This is a genomic window from Streptomyces sp. JNUCC 64 (assembly GCF_054484115.1).
Genome location: NZ_CM137015.1, coordinates 5,513,674 through 5,531,891, shown reverse-complemented (window position 1 = coordinate 5,531,891; position 18,218 = coordinate 5,513,674). Strand labels below are relative to the sequence as shown.

Annotated in this window: 10 protein-coding genes; 4 read left to right on the top strand and 6 right to left on the bottom strand. The window is 75.1% G+C overall.

Going from position 1 to position 18,218, the window contains the following annotated elements; all coding sequences use genetic code 11:
* Positions 1-151: 151 nt before the first annotated feature.
* A complete protein-coding gene (locus ACVWNX_RS23015; protein ID WP_454409536.1) occupies positions 152-1,843 on the top strand; it encodes a glycoside hydrolase family 3 protein in 1,692 nt (563 codons plus the stop codon).
* A gap of 404 nt (positions 1,844-2,247) precedes the next feature.
* Here the strand turns inward: ACVWNX_RS23015 and ACVWNX_RS23010 are convergent, their stop codons facing one another.
* The 4 genes from ACVWNX_RS23010 to ACVWNX_RS22995 form a co-directional block, all read right to left on the bottom strand.
* Positions 2,248-3,681 carry a S28 family serine protease gene (locus ACVWNX_RS23010; RefSeq protein WP_454409534.1) on the bottom strand — a complete coding sequence of 478 codons (1,434 nt, stop codon included), beginning with the start codon at positions 3,679-3,681 and terminating at the stop codon, positions 2,248-2,250.
* Positions 3,682-3,975: 294 nt separating this feature from the next.
* The gene (locus ACVWNX_RS23005; protein WP_454409533.1) at positions 3,976-4,398 is read right to left on the bottom strand and encodes a hypothetical protein; all 423 of its coding nucleotides are present in this window, start codon (positions 4,396-4,398) and stop codon (positions 3,976-3,978) included.
* A 139-nt stretch (positions 4,399-4,537) separates the two neighbouring features.
* Positions 4,538-8,794 (bottom strand): ABC transporter ATP-binding protein, encoded by a 4,257-nt coding sequence (locus tag ACVWNX_RS23000; RefSeq protein ID WP_454409532.1) that lies wholly within the window; start codon positions 8,792-8,794, stop codon positions 4,538-4,540.
* A 765-nt stretch (positions 8,795-9,559) separates the two neighbouring features.
* Positions 9,560-10,486 (bottom strand): serine hydrolase, encoded by a 927-nt coding sequence (locus ACVWNX_RS22995; protein WP_454414894.1) that lies wholly within the window; start codon positions 10,484-10,486, stop codon positions 9,560-9,562.
* Positions 10,487-10,908: 422 nt separating this feature from the next.
* On the opposite strand from ACVWNX_RS22995, the gene ACVWNX_RS22990 reads away from it, so the two are divergent.
* Together ACVWNX_RS22990 and ACVWNX_RS22985 are read left to right on the top strand one after the other, a co-directional pair.
* Entirely contained in the window at positions 10,909-12,453 is a 1,545-nt protein-coding gene (locus ACVWNX_RS22990; RefSeq protein ID WP_454409531.1) for an FG-GAP and VCBS repeat-containing protein, read from the top strand.
* Positions 12,454-12,666: 213 nt separating this feature from the next.
* Entirely contained in the window at positions 12,667-13,209 is a 543-nt protein-coding gene (locus tag ACVWNX_RS22985; protein WP_454409530.1) for a GNAT family N-acetyltransferase, read from the top strand.
* A 30-nt stretch (positions 13,210-13,239) separates the two neighbouring features.
* Here the strand turns inward: ACVWNX_RS22985 and ACVWNX_RS22980 are convergent, their stop codons facing one another.
* Together ACVWNX_RS22980 and speB are read right to left on the bottom strand one after the other, a co-directional pair.
* Entirely contained in the window at positions 13,240-14,943 is a 1,704-nt protein-coding gene (locus ACVWNX_RS22980; protein WP_454409528.1) for a thiamine pyrophosphate-binding protein, read from the bottom strand.
* 112 nt (positions 14,944-15,055) lie between these two features.
* Complete coding sequence (gene speB / locus ACVWNX_RS22975; protein WP_454409527.1) at positions 15,056-16,072, bottom strand: agmatinase; 1,017 nt, start codon at positions 16,070-16,072, stop codon at positions 15,056-15,058.
* A gap of 819 nt (positions 16,073-16,891) precedes the next feature.
* Between speB and ACVWNX_RS22970 the strand changes: the two genes are divergently transcribed.
* Positions 16,892-18,079, top strand: a complete 1,188-nt coding sequence (locus tag ACVWNX_RS22970; protein ID WP_454409526.1) for a cytochrome P450 family protein — start codon at positions 16,892-16,894, stop codon at positions 18,077-18,079.
* The last annotated feature ends 139 nt before the right edge of the window (positions 18,080-18,218 follow it).

Genomic DNA, 18,218 nt, shown 5'->3' with positions numbered 1-18,218 from the left:
CGCCCGGCCGCCGGCCTCCGCGCAGCGTCCCGCACCGGCACCCGCACCGGCTGGGCGTGTCGCACCGGCCTCGGCGACGGCCGGCACCGCCTCGTCACCCGGCGCGCTCCCCCCACCCCACGAAGAGCGCCTACGCGGTCTGCTCGACCGGATGACGCCGGAGGAGAAGGTCGGCCAGCTCTTCGTCAGCCGGGTGTACGGGCACTCGGCGACGGCGCCCGATCCGTCGGACGCTGCGGCCAACCTGCGGGAGCTGGGGGTACGGACGGCGGCCGAATTGGTGGCGAAGTACCACGTCGGGGGGATCATCTACTTCACCTGGGCGGGCAACACCCGTGAGCCACGACAGATCGCCGCGCTCTCGAACGGCGTCCAGCGGGCCGCCCTCAGCGGGGGAGCCCCGGTGCCGGTGCTGATCTCCACCGACCAGGAGCACGGGGTGGTGTGCCGGGTGGGGCGCCCGGCGACGCTGTTCCCCGGGGCGATGGCGGTCGGGGCGATGACGCTGGGAGCGGGCGGTTCGGTCACCGGCGCCCGGGAGCTGGGCCGGATCGCGGGGGCGGAGCTGGCGGCACTGGGCATCCGTCAGAACTACTCCCCCGTCGCCGATGTGAACATCGATCCCGCGAACCCCGTGATCGGGGTGCGGTCCTTCGGGGCCGACCCGGAGGCGGTGGCCGCGCTGGTGGCGGCCGAGGTGCGCGGGTACCAGGGGTCGGGGGTGGTCGCCACCGCGAAGCACTTCCCCGGGCACGGGGACACCCGGGTCGACAGCCACACCGGGCTGCCGGAGATCGACCACTCGCGGGCGGAGTGGGAGCGGCTCGACGCGCCCCCGTTCCGGGCGGCGATCAGGGCGGGGGTGGACTCGGTGATGACGGCGCACATCAGGTTCCCGGCGCTGGACCCGTCCGGGGTCCCCGCGACCCTGTCCCGTCCGATCCTGACCGGCATCCTCCGCGAGGAGCTGGGCTTCCAGGGAGTGATCGTCACGGACTCGCTGGCGATGCAGGGGGTGCGGGAGACGTACGGGGACGACCGGGTGCCGGTGCTGGCCCTGCTGGCGGGGGCCGACCAGTTGCTGAACCCGCCGAGCCTCGCGACCGCGTTCACCTCGGTGCTGGCCGCGGTACGCGACGGGGAGATCGACGGGGAGCGGCTGGACGCCTCGGTGCTGCGGGTGCTGCGGCTCAAGTGGCGGCGGGGGCTGTTCCACCGGCCCTGTGTCCCGGAGCGGGAGGTGGGGCGGGTGGTCGGCGCGGCGGCGCACCGGGCGGCGGCGGACCGGATCGCGGAGCGGTCGACGACGCTGCTGGCCGACGCGGCGCGGCTGCTTCCGCTGCCGCGCCGGAACTTCGGGAACCTGCTGGTCGTCGGGGCGGACCCGGTGTCGTCCTCGGGCACCACGGATCCGCCGACCTCGGTACTGGCGGCGGCGCTCGGGGAGCTGGGCTTCGCCGCGACCGCCCTGTCGACCGGCGGGGCGCCCTCGCCGGAGCGGATCGCCTCGGCGGTGGCGGCGGCGCGCGGCAGGGACGCGGTGCTGGTGACCACGTACAACGTGGCGACCGGTGCGGCGCAGCGGGCGCTGGTGCGGGAGTTGGCGGCGACGGGGGTGCCGGTGGTGGTGGTCGCGCTGCGCGATCCGTACGACGTGGCGTGGCTGCCGGAGGCAGACGCGGTGCTCGCCGTGTACTCCTGGGGCGAGGCGGAACTGCGGGCCGCGGCACGGGTGGTGGCGGGACGGGCCCGCCCCCGGGGACGGCTTCCGGTTCCGGTCACCGTGGCGGGTGACCCGCGCCGGGTGCTGTTCCCCCGGGGTCACGGGCTGACCTACCGCTGATCGCCCGGAGGGACCGGACGCCCCGGACGGGCCACCCGACCGGCGTGACCGGACTCCCCACGACCCCACGGCTCCACAGCACACGCCCCCACGGCACACGGCTCCACAGCCCCACGGCCGACGACCGACGGCCACTCGGCCATGGGCGGATACAAGCCGGTGAACGGTACAGGGCCGTCGGCGGCAGGGGTCCGTAGGCGGTGCGTAGCCGTGAGCGGCACACGGCCGTGGACAGTACCCGGCGGTGAGCGGCGCGCGGCCATGGACGGTACCCGGCGGCGGGCGGTACGTGCGGCGGCGGTACGGGGCAGCGGGCGGCACCCGACCGGAAAGCCGGAACCCCGGCCCCGTGCCGGACGGAAGACCGTGCGGACGGGGCCGGGGCCCGGGGTAGAGCGAGGGTGTTACGGCCGCAGGGTGGGCTGCTGGAGCGTGGCGCCCTGGCGGTCGAGCCCGCGGTGGTACGGGGCGAGCGGGGCGACCTCGCGGTCGGGGGCGTTCGCCGCGGCGGTGGCCGCGGAGGTGAGCCCGGCCCAGCTCAGGATGCGCTCGGTGGCCTTGGCCCGCTCGTGTTCGACGAGTCCGGCCACGTTGGCGCCGTGGTTGGCGCCGGGCGCGGTGAAGACGTACGAGTCACGGGCGCCCTTGCCGAGGCGGAAGGGCTCGGCCGCCCACGGGTCGTTCTCGCCGTTGACGTAGAGCATCCGGGTGGCGTTGTGGCGGACCCAGCGGTCGACGTCGCGCATGGCGTCGTCCTCGAACTCCATCGGGATGGAGCGGGGGACGAAGTTCCGCGGCGGCTGGTAGCCGTAGCGGGACAGGTCGCCGAGCCAGGGCTGGCGGACGGTGGGACCGCCCAGTTCGGTGCCGGCCTGGTAGTAGTACGGGGTGTAGGGCTCCAGGCCCTGGTCCGTGTAGGAGGCCCAGCCGACGATGGCGTCGACGTAGTCGAAGAGCGCCTGGTCGGTGACGGTGGCGGCGTCGGGGACGTTGGCGCAGTCGGCCTCGTCCTGGTACTGCCAGAAGCCCCACACCAGGTCGAGGACGACGCCCTCGAACGCCTTGTCGATGTCGCCGGTGGTGGTGAAGGTGCGGTTCCCGGAGGCGGCGAGCGCGGCGTACTTCTCGGTCAGCGCCTCGCGCCGGACCAGGGCTTCCCGCTGGACGGCGCCGAGCTTGGCGCGGCACTCGGGGGTGCCGACGTTGGCGAGGAACCGGTCGTAGCGCGAGTCCTCCCGGTTGTTGACGTCGTTGGGGGCGACGTACGCGACGACGCCGTCCATGTCACGGGGGTAGAAGCGCTCGTAGTACGTGGCGGTCATGCCGCCCTTGGAGCCACCGGTGGCGATCCAGTTCTTCGAGTAGATCGGCTTGAGGGCCTGGAAGATCCGGTGCTGGTCGGTGGCGGCCTGCCAGATGGTCAGCTTGGACCAGTCGGCGGGGGCGGGGCGGGACGGTGTGAAGAACCGGTACTCCATGGAGACCTGGTTGCCGTCGATGATGCGGGTGGGTTCGCTGCGGCCCGCGTTGGTGGACACGTGGTAGCCACTGGTGTGGAAGACCGTGGGGCGGGCGGTGTCCTTGTGCAGCACGGTGAGGCGCTGCTGGAAGGTCCCCTTGGAGGGGCGCCGGTGATCGACCGGCTGGGTGTAGTTGAGGACGAAGTACCGGTAGCCGGTGACCTGTCGTTCCTGGATGAGGCTCATGCCCGGAATCGCGAGAAGCCGGTCCTTGATGTCGGCCGGTTCCGTCCGGGTGGCGGCGGTGGCCGCGCCTGCTGTACTCAGGGTGCCTATGAGCACCACGAGCGACAGCAGCCATCTGAGCGCCTTGGTCATGCGTTCTCCCCTGGGTCTGCTGGTGCCTGCGCGAACCTAGCGGAGCATGGCCCGCCGCACTAGGGTTCCGCGTGCGAACGTGGCCGGTCCTGAGGGGGAAAGACACGAAAGAACCGCCTTTTGAGCGGGTTGGCGGAGCGTCAGGGAGGCTTCGCCTTCGCCAAGGGCTGTCCCCCTCCGGTGGGCTGGTCTCCCCCGGCGGGACGGTTCACGCCCGGCGGACGGGGTCCCGCCGACACCCCCGGCACCCCGGGGGCGGGGACGGGGTCAGGCCGGGAAGAGGGGCGGACCGGGTCAGCAGAACAGCCATCCGCTGCGCCGGTGGTGGCCTCCGATGGAGCCCGCCGCGCGGACGCAGCGCTGTCCCGCGTAGACGGTGACGGGGAGGGTCCGGCTCCGGTGGCGGCCCTGTTTGACGACTTCCCGGGCGCCACGCGCCTGGAGGCCGACGCTCATGGTGCGGAGGGGGCCGGAGCGGTGGGCGACGGTGAAGGCGCACACCCAGCGGGAGTTCTTGTGGACGACGACCTTCCCGCCCGGCAGGGTGACGGTGCGCACCACCTGTCCGGGGCAGGGCGGGGCGGCCTCGGCGGGGGTGACGGCGGGTCCGGCGAAGGTGAGCAGGGCGGCGACCGTCACGACGACGGCGGTCAGCGCTCCGTACCGCGTTCCCGCCCCTCGTGGCCGGGCGCGTCCAGGGTTGCCGCCGTCGCTCACACCGTTCCTCCCCCGTGCCCGTACCGGACCGACGTCCGCGTCCTGCTTAGGGACGCCCGTGGTGCCCGTCCGGTTGCGGGTGTCCCCCGTTCGGCGGGCGGGTGTCCGGGGCCCGTCCCTGGTGGGCGGGCCCCGGTGGTCAGCCGGTGCCGACGCCGAGGGCGGTGCTCGGGTTCCCGTCCTCCCCGCCGCCGGGCTCTCCCCGTCCGGGGCCGTGGCCGGGGTCGCCGTCGCGGGGTCCGTCGGCGGGTCCGTCGCCGGGTTCGTCGGCGCCCACGAAGGTGCGCCACAGCCGGGCGTAGCGGCCGTCGCGGGCGAGGAGTTCGGCGTGGGTGCCGTCCTCGGCGACCCGTCCGTGGTCCATGACGACGACGCGGTCGGCGCGGGCGGCGGTGGTGAGCCGGTGGGCGACGACGAGGGTGGTGCGGCGTCCGGCGACCCGGTCGGTGGCCTGGTTGACCTGGGCTTCGGTGGCGAGGTCCAGGGCGGCGGTGGCCTCGTCGAGCAGGAGGATGTCCGGGTCGACGAGTTCGGCGCGGGCGAGGGCGATGAGCTGGCGCTGTCCGGCGGAGAGGTTGCGGCCTCGTTCGGCGACCTCGTGGAGGTAGCCGCCGTCGAGGGTGGCGATCATCTCGTGGGCGCCGACCGCCCGTGCGGCGGCCTCGACCTGGGCGTCGGTGGCGTCGGGCCGTCCGTAGGCGATGGCGTCCCGGACGGTGCCGGGGAAGAGGTACGCCTCCTGGGGGACGACGCCGAGGCGGTGCCGGTAGGCGGTGAGGTCGAGGGAGCGCAGGTCGGTGCCGTCGACGGTGACGCGTCCGGCGGTGGGGTCGTAGAACCGGGCGACCAGTTTGACGAGGGTGGACTTCCCGGCGCCGGTCTCGCCGACGAAGGCGACGGTCTGTCCGGCGGGGATCCGCAGGTCCACCTCGCTGAGCGCGGCCTCCTTGGGGGCGGGCGCGTCCGGGGCGTTCCCGGTAGCCGCCGCTCCTGACGGGGCGCTCCCGGACGGTCCGGGCGGGGTCGTCCCGGCCGCGGACCGTCCGTCCGGCGCGGGCCCGGTCGTCCCGGCTCCGTCCGGCCCGGTCCCGTCCGGCCCGTGCGGGTCGGCCTCCGCCCCGTACGCGAACCGGACGTCCTCGAAGGCGATGTCCCCGTGCAGGGACCCCACCGGGAGGGGCCGGGCGGCGGGGCGGGTGGAGGTGGGTTCGCGCAGGAGTTCCTGGATGCGGCCGAGGGAGACGGTGGCCTGCTGGTAGCCGTCGAAGACCTGGGAGAGCTGCTGGACGGGGGCGAAGAACAGGTCGATGTAGAGCAGGTAGGCGACCAGGGCGCCGGTGGTGAGCGTGGCGGCGGCGACCCGTTCGGCGCCGACGACGAGGACGGCGACGACCGCGACGGACGCCAGGAGCTGCACGAACGGGAAGTACACGGAGATCAGCCACTGGCCCCGGACGCGGGCGGCCCGGTAGTCGGCACTGCGGGCGGCGAACCGCTTCCGTCCGTCGTCCTCGCGGCGGAACGCCTGGACGATCCGCAGTCCGGCGACGCTCTCCTGGAGTTCGGAGTTGACCACCGACACCCGTTCCCGGGCGAGTTCGTAGGCGAGCACGCTCCGCTTGCGGAAGTAGTAGGTGGCGACGGCGAGGAGCGGGAGGGAGGCGAAGACGACCAGGGCGAGCTGGAGGTCGAGGACGACGAGGGCGACCATGATGCCGAAGAAGGTGACGACGGAGACGAAGGCGGTGACCAGCCCGGTCTGGAGGAACGTGGACAGGGCGTCGACGTCGGTGGTCATCCGGGTCATGATCCGCCCGGTCAGTTCGCGTTCGTAGTAGTCGAGGCCGAGCCGCTGGAGCTGGGCGAAGATCTTCAGTCGCAGGGTGTAGAGGATGCGTTCGCCGGTGCGGCCGGTCATCCGGATCCCGGCGTGCTGGGCGGCCCACTGGGCGAGGACGGCGACGAGGCCGAGGAGGGACGCGGCCCACACCGCGCCGAGGGCGGCCTCGGTGACGCCGGAGTCGATGCCGTGCCGGATGAGGACGGGGATCATCAGTCCGGCTCCGGCGTCGACGGCGACCAGGCCGAGGGCGAGGGCGAGCGGGGCCCAGAAGCCGCGCAGCAGCCGTTTCAGTCCGTAGGAGTCCTCGGGCAGCACGGCCCGGGCCTCGTCGACGCCGGGTTCGTCGGTGGCCGGGGGCAGTGCCTCGACCTGGGCGAGGAGTTCGGGGGTGGCGGGGGTTCCGGCGAGGCCGTCGTCGCCCTTGGGAACGCGGTCGCCGGTCCACAGATGGGGGGTGATGCCGCGTTCGGCGTCGTACTGGGCGTCGAGTTCGGCGCGCAGCGCGGCCCCGTCGGGGCCTTCGGGGCCGTCCGGGCCGGGGGCCCCGACGGGGAGGTGGCCGGGGGAGACCGCGCCGAGTTCGTCGGGGTCGGTGAGGAGCCGTCGGTAGAGGGCGGAGCGGGCGGTGAGTTCGTCGTGGGTGCCGAGGTCGGTGAGGCGGCCCCGGTCCAGGACGGCGATGCGGTCGGCGAGGTTCAGGGTGGAGCGGCGGTGGGCGATGAGGAGGGTGGTGCGGCCGGCCATGACCTGGCGCAGCGCTTCGTGGATCTCGTGTTCGACGCGGGCGTCGACGGCGGAGGTGGCGTCGTCGAGGACGAGCAGCCGGGGGTCGGTGAGGAGGGCGCGGGCGAGGGCGAGGCGCTGGCGCTGGCCGCCGGAGAGGGTGAGGCCCTGTTCGCCGACCTTGGTGGCGTAGCCGTCGGGGAGTTCGTCGATGAAGCGGTGGGCGTGGGCGGCGCGGGCGGCGGTCTCGATCTGTTCGTCGGTGGCGTCGGGCCGTCCGTAGGCGATGTTGGCGCGGACGGTGTCGGAGAACAGGAAGCTGTCCTCGGGGACGAGGCCGATGGCGGCGCGCAGGGAGTCGAGGGTGAGGGTGCGGACGTCGTGGCCGCCGATGAGGACGGCGCCCCGGTCGACGTCGTAGAAGCGGGGCAGGAGCTGGGCGACGGTGGACTTGCCGGAGCCGGAGGCGCCGACGACGGCGAGGGTCTCCCCGGCGCGGATGTCGAGGGTGAGGCCGTCGAGGACGGGGTGGCCGGGGTCGTAGCCGAAGGTGACGGCGTCGAACTCGACGGTGGCGGGGGCGTCGGCGGGCAGGACGCGGGGGCCGTCGGTGAGGGTGGGTTCGGTGTCGATGAGTTCGAGGACGCGTTCGGCTCCGGCGCGGGCCTGCTGGCCGACGGTGAGGACGACGGCGAGCATCCGGACGGGGCCGATGAGCTGGGCGAGGTAGGCGGAGAAGGCGACGAAGGTGCCGAGGGTGATCTGGCCCCGGACGGCGAGCCAGCCGCCGAGGGCGAGCATGGCGACCTGGCCGAGGGCGGGGACGGCCTGGAGGGCGGGGGTGTAGCGGGCGTTGAGGCGGACGGTGCGCAGTCGTCCGGCGAAGAGGCGGTGGCTGACGGCGCGGAGTTTTCCGGTCTCCTGTTCCTCCTGTCCGAAGCCCTTGACGACGCGGACCCCGGTGACGGAGCCGTCCACGACGGAGGCGACGGCGGCGGCCTGGGCCTGGGCGTACCAGGTGGCGGGGTGGAGCCGGGCGCGGCTGCGGGTGGCGATGTACCAGAGGGCGGGGCCGACGGCGAGGGCGACGAGGGTGAGGAGGGGGGAGAGCCAGGCCATGATGGCGAGGGACATCAGGAACAGCAGGACGTTCCCGATGGTCATGGGCAGCATGAACAGCAGGCCCTGGATGAGCTGGAGGTCGCTGGTGGCGCGGCCGATGACCTGTCCGGTGGAGAGTTCGTCCTGGCGCCGTCCGTCGAGGCGGGTGATCGTGTCGTACATGTCGGTACGCAGATCGTGCTGGACGTCCAGGGCGAGGCGTCCGCCGTAGTAGCGGCGGACGTAGGTGAGGGCGTAGACGGCGAGGGCGGCGGCGATCAGCAGTCCGGCCCACAGGGCCATGGAGCGGGTGCGGTCGCCGACCACGTCGTCGATGACGACCTTGGTGATCAGCGGAACGAGGGCCATGACGGCCATTCCGGCGAGCGAGGAGCCGAGGGCGAGGACGACGTCCTTGCGGTGGCGCCAGGCGTAGCCGGTGAGACGGCGGGACCAGGACGGCGGGGCGGTGCCGGTGCCCGTGGTGCCGGTGCCGGTGGTGCCGGTGCTTGCGCTCCCGGTGGCCGTCGGGGTGGGGACCCCGGGGGCGGGGGCGGCCGGGGCGGTGGCCGTCGGGGTGGTGCCGGCCCGGTGGGCGGTGGCACCGTTCCGGACGGGGGCGGCCCCTTCGGGTGCTCCCTCCACCCGCTCACCCTCCGTGAGGGCCCGGGCGTCATGGGCGTTCTCCGGGGAGGTCGCCGCCGGTTCCGGAAGGGGTTCTTCCGCCACCGGGCCGGGCTCCCTCCGCGATGTTCCGTCGGTGTCCGGACAGGACTCCCCGACCCGGCGCTCTCCGGGGTTTCCGCTGGGCAGGCCCCGCTCCCCCTGGTGATCCGACACCCGTTCCTCCCGTTCCGACCGGTGCGGCGGCACACCGGTCCACGGGACATGTGAACGTCGGATGATCCGGATTTCATCCCTCCGCAACAATGCGCGGAGGCACGGGGGCGCGCGATGAACACGGAGCGTGTGCGCGAGGGTGCGGGAGGTGGTCCCGCACGCGGGCTGGACGCGCCCCACGCCCGGGGCGCCCGGTCCCCTACGGAGCGCGCGGGGCGCGCGGGGCGCGCGGGGCGCACCCGCCGGATCGGGACGCACGAACCGGATCCGCCCCTCCCGGCCCGACTCCCTCGACCCCGGTCCGGCTCCCCTCGACCGCGGGCGCCCCCGGATCCGGGGGCGCCCGGGACCTCGGCGGTCTCATGGGCCCAGGCCACCTCCGGCCCCGGCTGACCCCAGACCCTGGCCGTCTCGGTCCCGGGCCCCAGGCCCCAGTCGCCCCGGACCTCGGCGGCTTCACGGGCCCGGACCACCTCCGACCCCGGCCCGCCCAGGCCCCGGCCGCCTCGGTCCCGGGCCTCCCTCAGGCCCCAGCCGTCCCGGGCCGCCTCCGGTCCCGGGACGGCCAGGCCCCGGCCACCCCAGCCCCGCCCCCCCTCGGGTCCAGGTCACCCCGGCCCCGGCCCGCCTGCCGACGCGGCGCGGGCGGGCCGCTCACCCCCGGGGCACGGCGGGGATGACCTCGCGGGGCGTCGTGGTGGGCTCGTACCGCAGGGCCGCCGGGGTGCTGGGAGTGAGGTTCTTGTGGACGGCCTTCGCCACCCGCTGGATGCTGTCGACCCCGTACTGCATCGTCCGGTTCCCGTGGGTGAGGACGGTCAGCTGGTAGTCCCGTCCGCCGCCCTGGAACGCGCCGAGGCTGTGCACCCGCCAGTGGTGGGAGTCCTGCCGGGGGAGCCAGCCGTTCTTGACGTGGATCCCGGTGCCGGAGGGCGCGCCCGCCGGGGTGCCCCAGCGCTGGGAGGGGACGACCTGCTTCAGCAGCTTCATGATGTGGGCGCGGGAGCCGTCGCTGAGCACGGTGTTCTTGGCGGTGATCAGGGCGAGCAGCCGCTGCTCGTCCTTGACGTTGACACGTGTGAGTCCCCAGTACTGACCGGGTCCGGGGACGGTCTTGGTCATCCCGGCGGCCCGCAGGAAGCCCTTGATCCTGGTGGGGCCGAGCTGCTTCCAGAAGGTGCTGGTGGCCGCGTTGTCGGACTTGGCGATCATCGCGTGGGCGAGGTTGGCCTCACGGGTGGTGAGGTAGCGGTTGGTCTTCTTGTACTCCCACAGCAGCGCGGCCAGGACGGTGACCTTGACGACGCTCGCGGAGTCGAACGAGGTGCCGCCGCGCAGCTCGCAACTGGTCTTCGTCCGGCGGTCGTGGAGCCCGACCGCGATGGTGCCCGTGCGGCCCTTGACCGCCGCGTCGATGCCCTTCTCCAGCTTGCCGGCGAGGCCCGCCACGCCCGATGTGCAGTGTGCCGCCGGGACCGGGGCGGCGACGGCCGTCCCGGTGCCGCCCACCACCCCCGCTCCCCCGACCACCGCGACGACGACCGTGCCCGCGACGAAGCCGCGCGTCCCCCGAACCCCCATGACCATCCCCCAACCGTTACGATGTCCTGATATTTCGACGTCCGATGCCTCGACGTCCCCCCATGCCGGCGCGTCCCGCGAGCGGGCGACGCCGGGCGGTCCGCCCGAGGGCGAAGTCCCCCGTTTCCGGTGGTTCGCGTGTGTTGGACCACCGTCCGGCCCGAACGGTTGCACGGTTAACCAAAATCCGTTCGCCCCGGTTGGACCCGTTCGGCTCCGCCGGGCCGGGGCCACCCGTCACGGCCGACGCGCCCCCGTACGCGCCTCGCGCGCCTCCCCGCGCTTCCCCCGGCCCGGGAAGGCGTCGGGAAGGCGGTACAACCGTCCCTCCGCCCGGGCCGTCCTCCTGAGTGCCAGCGCGCCCCGCCGCCCTTCCCCGCCCGCCGGACGCGGCGCTCCTCCTCCGTCACCGGGAGCCGACCATGCGCAGACCGCTCCGCCCCGCCCGCCCCGAACCCCAGGGACGTCCCGGACGGCGTTCCGCCCGTCCCGTCCTGGCGGTCCTCGCCACCGTCACGGCCGCCGCGCTCACCGCCGCGCTCCCGGCCCCGCCCGCCCAGGCCGCAGCCGTCCAGGCCACCGGAGCCACCGGAGCCACCGGCACCGCAGGAGCCGCAGGAGCCGCAGGAGCCACCGGCACCGCAGGAGCCGCAGGAGCCGCAGGAGCCGCAGGAGCCGCAGGACACGGAACCACTTCCCGCGCCCCCCTCCCCGACGACTTCAACGGCGACGGGTACCGGGACTACGCGTCGGCGGCCACCAGCAGCCCCGGCGGCGCCGTCCGCGTCGTCCACGGCACCCCGCGCGGGCCGGGCGGAACCGTCCGGCTCATCGACCAGGACAGCCCCGGCGTCCCGGGCGCCGACGAGGCGGGCGACCTCTTCGGCGGGGTGCGCCGGGCCGCCGACTTCAACGGCGACGGATACGGGGACCTGGCCGTCTCCGCGATCGGCGAGGCGATCGGCGGCCGGGACCGGCGGGGCGCGGTGGTCATCCTGTGGGGCTCGCCGAAGGGGCTGTCGGGCGGCACCTCCGTACCGTCCGCCGGGCGCCAGGCGTGGAACATGTTCGGCAGCGACCTCGCCACCGGCGACTTCGACGGCGACGGGGACGTGGAGCTGGCCGCCGTCGAGTCCTCCGACGCGTTCGTCTTCCAGGGCCGGTACGCGCCCGGCGCCGTCGAGGTGGAGCCGGTCCTCGTCGACCGGGGCCGCTTCTACGCGTCCCAGCTGATCGCGGGGCGGGTCACCCGCGACCGGGCCACCGACCTGGTGGTCCTCGGGGCGGTCCCCCGGGACAGCGGCCTCGTCGGACGGGCCCGCTTCTTCCGGGGCGGCGGCACCGGACTCGTCCAGGGCCGGAGCATCGCCCTGGACACCGTCGAGGACGAGATGGGCGAGGGCCTCGTCGCCGACTTCGACGGGGACGGCGACGGGGAGGTCGTCATCGGCACCCCCCGCGCCGCCGACGGGAAGGGGTGGATCACGGTGTGGCACGGCGGGGCCGAGGACGTGACGGGCACCTACCGGTGGATCACCCAGGGCACGCCCGGGGTGGCCGGTCTGCCGGAGCCCGGCGACCATTTCGGCGCGTCCCTGTCGGCGGGTGACGTCGACGGCGACGGCTACCCGGACCTGGCGGTCGGCGCGCCCGGCGAGGCGCTCGGCGGCGAGGCACGGGCCGGGGCGGTGCACGTCCTGCGCGGCGGTCCGGGGGTGCCGGGCGGGCTCTCCGGCCGGAACGCCCGGTATCTGAACCGCTCCTCACCCGGGGTGCCCGGCGCGGTCGCCCGGGGTGACGCGCTGGGCGCCACGGTCCGGCTGGCGGACACCGACCTCGACGGCCACGCGGACCTCCACGCGACCGGCCGGAAGGGCTCCCTGCGGCTCCCCGGCACCGCCACGGGGGTCACCACCGAGGGACTCGCCGTGATCCCCGCGTCCGGAGTCGAGGGCATCCTGCGCTGACGGGGACGGGGCCCTGACGGGACGGACGACGGGGCGGGACCGGCGCCCGGGCCGACGGGCGACGGGCGACGGGCGACGGGCGACGGGCGACGGGCGACGGGCGGAGTCAACGTCCGGCCGGCCGCCCCCGTCACCCCGGCCGCCGCCGCCCGGCCCGTGCGGAAGCGTTTAACCGTTTGCCGCCGTCCGTCCCCTCCGGATAGGACGGTCCCCATGCTCAAAGGCGAGAAGGTCGGGCTGAGGGCCCGTTACGAGGACGACGTCCCGTCGCTGCGGGACGAGTTGTACAACGACGCCGTCACCGGCTCGCGGGCCGAGGGCGGGCCGTGGCGGCCACTGGCCCCCGGGTCGAAGGACCCCCGGCTGATGGTGGACGAGACGGCGGAGAAGGTGGTCCAGTTCTCGGTCGTGGAGCTGGACGGCGGCACCCTGGTCGGCGAGGCCACGCTGTGGGGCATCGACACCCACAACCGGGGCGCGCACATCGGGCTGGGCCTGCTGCCCTCCGCGCGCGGCAAGGGGTACGGCACCGACGTGGTGGCGGTGATGTGCCACTACGGCTTCGCCGTGCGCGGTCTGCACCGGCTCCAGATCGAGACGCTGGCCGACAACGCCGCGATGCTGGGCGCCGCCGAGCGCAACGGCTTCGTCCGCGAGGGCGTGCTGCGCTCCTCGGCCTGGGTGCTGGGCGAGTTCCTGGACGAGGTGCTGCTGGGGCTGCTGGCCCGGGACTGGCGGCGGGCTGCGGCGGGCTGACCCCGCCCGGCCGCGCCGCCCCGGCCGGGCCTACGTGTGGGTCGGCGCGAACATCCTCAGTCCGCCGGGCGGCACCGTCAGCACCACCACCGAGGGCCCGGGGGCGGCGAGCGCCCGGGACAGGTCGGCGGCCAGGGTGTCCGGGGCGGTGCGGGTGGCGGGGACGCCGAAGGACTCCGCGAGGGCGGCGAAGTCGGGGCCCGGCAGGTCCATCGGGGCGGCCTCGGCGGGGCCTCCGTAGGCGTCCGTCATGTACGAGCGCAGGATGCCGTAGCCGCCGTCGTCGACGATGAGCCAGGTGACGTCGAGGTCGTACTGGCGGGCGGTGGCGAGTTCCGCGACCGAGTACAGGGCGCCGCCGTCGCCGGAGACGGCGAGGACCGGGTACGAGGGGTCGGCGACGGCGGCGCCCAGCGCGGCCGGGAAGGCGTAGCCGAGGCCCCCGGCGCCCTGGGCCGAGTGCATGGTGTTGGGGCGGCGGGCGTCGAACCCGGACCAGGCCCAGTAGCCGAGGACGGTCATGTCCCAGAAGGAGGGGGCCGCGTCGGGCAGGGCGGTCCGGATCGCCGTCAGCAGGTCCCGTTCCCGGGTGAGGCCCTGGCCGTCGAGACGGGCCCGGACCGCGTCGAGGACGGCGCGGACGCGGGCGGGCGCGGTACCGGCGGGCCGGGGCCGCACGGTCTCCAGCAGCGCGCCGAGGGCGATCCGGGCGTCGGCGTGGACACCGAGCGCGGGGTGGTTGGCCTCCAGCTTTCCGGGGTCGGCCTCGATCTGCACGATCCGGCCCCGGGGGCGGAAGGTGTGGTAGTTCGAGGAGAGTTCGCCGAGGCCGGAGCCGACGACGAGGAGGACGTCCGCGTCCTCCAGGAACTCGGTGACGTGCCGGTCCTCCAGCCAGGACTGGAGGGACAGCTCGTGGTCCCAGGGGAAGGCGCCCTTGCCGCCGAAGGTGGTGACGACGGGGGCGCCCAGCTTCTCCGCGAGGGCCCGCAGCTTGCCGGAGGCGTCGGAGCGGACCACTCCGCCGCCCGCGACGATCGCGGGGCGTTCGGCCCGGGAGAGCAGTTCGGCGGCGACGGCGGTCAGCTCGGGCCGGGGCACCACCTCGTCGGGGGTGGCGTCCACCCCGGTGACCTGCGGGATCGCGGTCGGGGCGGTGAGTACGTCCTGGGGGATCTCCACCCAGACCGGCCCGTGCGGCGCGGTGAGCGCGGACCGCCAGGCGGCGGCGACGGCGGAGGGGATCTGGGACGCGGTGCGGACCGTGTGCACGGACTTGACGACGTCCCGGAACGAGGCCCGCTGGTCGCGGAGTTCGTGCAGATAGCCGTGGCGTCCGCCGCCGAGGCCCGCGACGGGGACCTGGCTGGAGACCGCGAGGACGGGCGCGGACGCGGCGGCGGCCTCCTGGAGCGCGGCGAGCGAGGTCAGCGCGCCGGGACCGGTGGACAGCAGCAGCGGGGCCGCCTCGCCGGTGAGCCGGCCGTACGCGTCGGCGGCGAAGGCGGCGTTGTTCTCGACCCGCAGCCCCACGTACCGCAGGGTGCTCCGGCGCAGCGCGTCGTAGAGGCCGAGGGCGTGCTGGCCGGGCAGTCCGAAGACGGTGGTGGCGCCGAGCCCGGCGAGGGTCTCCAGGACGAGGTCGCCGCCGGTGCGGCCGGGCGGCGGGTTCAGCGCGGCCTCGGTCTGGGCGGGCGTCGGCAGCAGTTCCGGCCCGTGGTGGTCGTGCGTCATGGTCGGCCACGCTCCCCGTGGTGGTGCCGCCCGGGCGGGGCGGGATCCGTCGGTCGGTGCCGCGGCCGGTGTCCGGACGTCCTGGCGGAGGTCCGGACACCGGCCGGGCGGGTCAGCCCTCGGTGCGGGACGCCGCGATCTGCCGGGCCATGATCGTGGTCAGCTCGTACGCGGTGTGCGAGGCGGCGACGGCCGTGATCTCGGCGTGGTCGTAGGCGGGCGCGACCTCGACGACGTCGGCGGAGACCAGGTTGCAGGAGGCGAGTCCGCGCAGGATCTCCAGCAGTTCGCGGGAGGTCATGCCGCCCGCCTCGGGGGTGCCGGTGCCGGGGGCGTGGGCGGGGTCGAGGCAGTCGATGTCGATGGAGATGTAGAGCGGACGGTCGCCGATGCGCTGGCGGAGCTGGTCGGCGACCTCGTCGGCGCCCCGGCGGTAGACGTCGGAGGAGGTGACGATGCCGAAGCCCATCTTCTCGTCGTCGGTGAGGTCCTGCTTGCCGTAGAGCGGGCCGCGGGTGCCGACGTGGGAGAGGGCGGAGGTGTCGAGGATGCCCTCCTCGACGGCGCGCCGGAACGGGGTGCCGTGGGTGTACTCGGCGCCGAAGTAGGTGTCCCAGGTGTCGAGGTGGGCGTCGAAGTGGAGCAGCGCGACGGGGCCGTGCTTCTTGGCGACGGAGCGCAGCAGCGGCAGGGCGATGGTGTGGTCGCCGCCGAGGGTCATCAGCCGGGCGCCGGTGCCGAGGAGGTCGTCGGCGGCGGCCTCGATGGTGTCGACGGCCTCGTGGATGTCGAAGGGGTTCGCGGCGATGTCGCCCGCGTCGGCGACCTGGGCCAGGGCGAACGGGGAGGCGTCCTGCGCGGGGTTGTAGGGGCGCAGCAGCCGGGACGCCTCGCGGATGGCGTTGCCGCCGAAGCGGGCGCCGGGCCGGTAGGAGACGCCGGTGTCGAAGGGGACGCCGACGACGGCGACGTCGGCGGCGCCGACCTGGTCGAGGCGGGGCAGCCGGGCGAAGGTGGCGGGGCCCGCGTAACGGGGGATCCGGGAGGAGTCGACGGGGCCGACGGGGCCGACGGGTCCGGTGGGGACGGCGGCGGGGGTGCCCTCGGCCGGGTTCTGGGTGGTGCTCATCGTCGGACTCCTCCTACGGGTGTGGTGCGGTGCGGGACCGCTGGTGGCCGGGGGTTTCCCGGGCCGTGACGGCCGCCGGACGCTCGTGGCGGGGTGGTGCGGGTGGTGCGGGCCGGGTGGTCCGGGCGCCGGGCGGCGCCGGGGCGCGAGACCCGGCCAATGGTCCAGTGTGGCGCACACCGGACACGATCGTGGCCACGGGGCCGGGCCGAACGCCCTGGACCTGCGCCGATGACGTTGGGTACCCGTCCGGTCGCGCGGTCGGCGCCGTCGGAACCGGGGCGCGCGGGCCCGCCGGAACGGCTGGATGACGCCACCCGCACCGCCCGCCCTGGCGACGCGGACACGGGGACGGCTAGCATCCAAAAACGGGGAGCACTCCCCATTTCCTGTCAGGCCCGCCTCGGCACACCTCGGCACACCTCGGCTGGCGCCTTCACCACCTCCACTCCCCCGCTTCCACCTCACCTCCCCCTCACCTCTTCACCCTTCACCCCTTCGCTCTTCCCCCTCTGCCCTCCACCCTCCGCCCTCGACCTTCGCCCTCCGCCCCCTGCCCTCCCTTCACCCTCACCCCTCCCCTCACCCTCGTCCCGTCCTTCGCCGCCGTCTTCGCCACGGCCTCGCCGACACGTCTCCGCCGACGAGGCCCTCATCAGCCCACGGCGCCCACACCCACCCGGAGGAGCCATGCCCCCGTCGTCCCCGCCACCCCGGCGATACCCGCCGCCCCGCCGATCCCCAGCGCCCCAGCCGCCTCAGCCGCCCCCGGCACCCGCGCCGCCTCCCCCGCCCTCGCTCCCTTCCCCGTCCTGCCCGATGGCCGCCGCGCCGACCCTGGCGGACCTCGCCCCCGTCGGCACCGACCCCTACCTCGACCCCTCCCCCCTGCACGACGCGCTGCGCCGCCTCGGACCCGTCCACCGGGTGCGCGTGCCCGAGGCCGGTGACGTCTGGCTGGTCGTCGGCCGGGACGCCGCCCGGGCCGCGCTGACCGACCCGGCGCTCCGCAACGACGTGCGGCACGCGGCGAACCGTCCCGCCGGGGACATCGGCGCGCTGGGCCGGAACATGCTCCAGTCCGACCCTCCCGAGCACACCGCGCTACGGGCCCGGGTGGCCCGGCACTTCACCCCCGGCCGGGTCGAGGCCCTGCGGCCCCGGGTGCGGCGGATCGCGGCGGACCTGGTCGCCGCGCTCCCCCGGTCCGGCGAGGCGGACCTGGTGTCCGCCTTCGCCGCGCCGCTGCCGGTGACGGTCATCTGCGAGCTGCTCGGGGTGCCCGAGGGGGACCGGGACGCCGTGCGGTCCTGGACGCGCGACCTCCTCACCCCGGAGACGGAGGAGGCCAGGGCCGTCGCGACCGGCGCGCTCGCCGAACACCTGGGCCGACTCCTCGCCGAGAAGCGGGACCGTCCGGCGGACGACCTGCTCAGCACGCTCGCGGCGCCGGACGCCGGGGAGCCGCTGGCCCCCCTGGACCTGCTCGGCATGGCCTTCCTGCTGCTGGTCGCCGGGCACGAGACCACGGTGCACCTGATCTCCAGCGCGGTGTACGCGCTGCTGTGCCGTCCGGAGCTGCTAGACGCCGCGCGCCGGGACCCCGGACTGCTGGACGGGGTCGTCGAGGAGACCCTGCGCTTCCACTCCCCGGCCAGTGCGGCGATCTTCCGGTACGCAGCCGAGGACACCCGGGTGGGCGGCACGGCAGTGGCGAAGGGGGAGACGGTCCTGGTGTCGCTCGCGGCGGCGGGCCGGGACCCGGCGGGCTGTCCGGCGCCCGAGGTGTTCGACCCCCGGCGCGGCAGGTCCGGCCATCTGGGGTTCGGCCACGGGGCGCACCACTGCCCGGGCGCGCCGCTCGCCCGGATCGAGGCGGTCACCGCCCTGACCGAACTGCTGGCGCACCGGCCCGCGCTGCGGCTGGCCGTCCCGCCGGAGTCGGTGCGCTGGCGCCCGGCCCTGACGCTCAGGGGGTTGGTGGAGCTGCCCGTACGGTTCGGGTGAACCGACGCCCCGCGTCGCCCCGTCCCCACCCGACACCGCTGGTGCATACTGCGCGTTCATGGACGAAAACCCCGCCGCCCGGCCCGACTCCGGGCACGAGGACACGAACCCGGACACGGGCGGTACGGGCGAACGCGAG

Excerpts from the sequence above, each read along its gene's own strand:
- ACVWNX_RS22970 (WP_454409526.1), top strand. The coding sequence starts at position 16,892 with ATGGCCGCCGCGCCGACCCTGGCGGACCTCGCCCCCGTCGGCACCGAC.
- ACVWNX_RS22990 (WP_454409531.1), top strand. The coding sequence starts at position 10,909 with ATGCGCAGACCGCTCCGCCCCGCCCGCCCCGAACCCCAGGGACGTCCC.
- ACVWNX_RS22980 (WP_454409528.1), bottom strand. The coding sequence starts at position 14,943 with ATGACGCACGACCACCACGGGCCGGAACTGCTGCCGACGCCCGCCCAG.
- speB (WP_454409527.1), bottom strand. The coding sequence starts at position 16,072 with ATGAGCACCACCCAGAACCCGGCCGAGGGCACCCCCGCCGCCGTCCCC.
- ACVWNX_RS22985 (WP_454409530.1), top strand. The coding sequence starts at position 12,667 with ATGCTCAAAGGCGAGAAGGTCGGGCTGAGGGCCCGTTACGAGGACGAC.
- ACVWNX_RS23015 (WP_454409536.1), top strand. The coding sequence starts at position 152 with ATGACGCCGGAGGAGAAGGTCGGCCAGCTCTTCGTCAGCCGGGTGTAC.
- ACVWNX_RS22995 (WP_454414894.1), bottom strand. The coding sequence starts at position 10,486 with ATGGGGGTTCGGGGGACGCGCGGCTTCGTCGCGGGCACGGTCGTCGTC.
- ACVWNX_RS23010 (WP_454409534.1), bottom strand. The coding sequence starts at position 3,681 with ATGACCAAGGCGCTCAGATGGCTGCTGTCGCTCGTGGTGCTCATAGGC.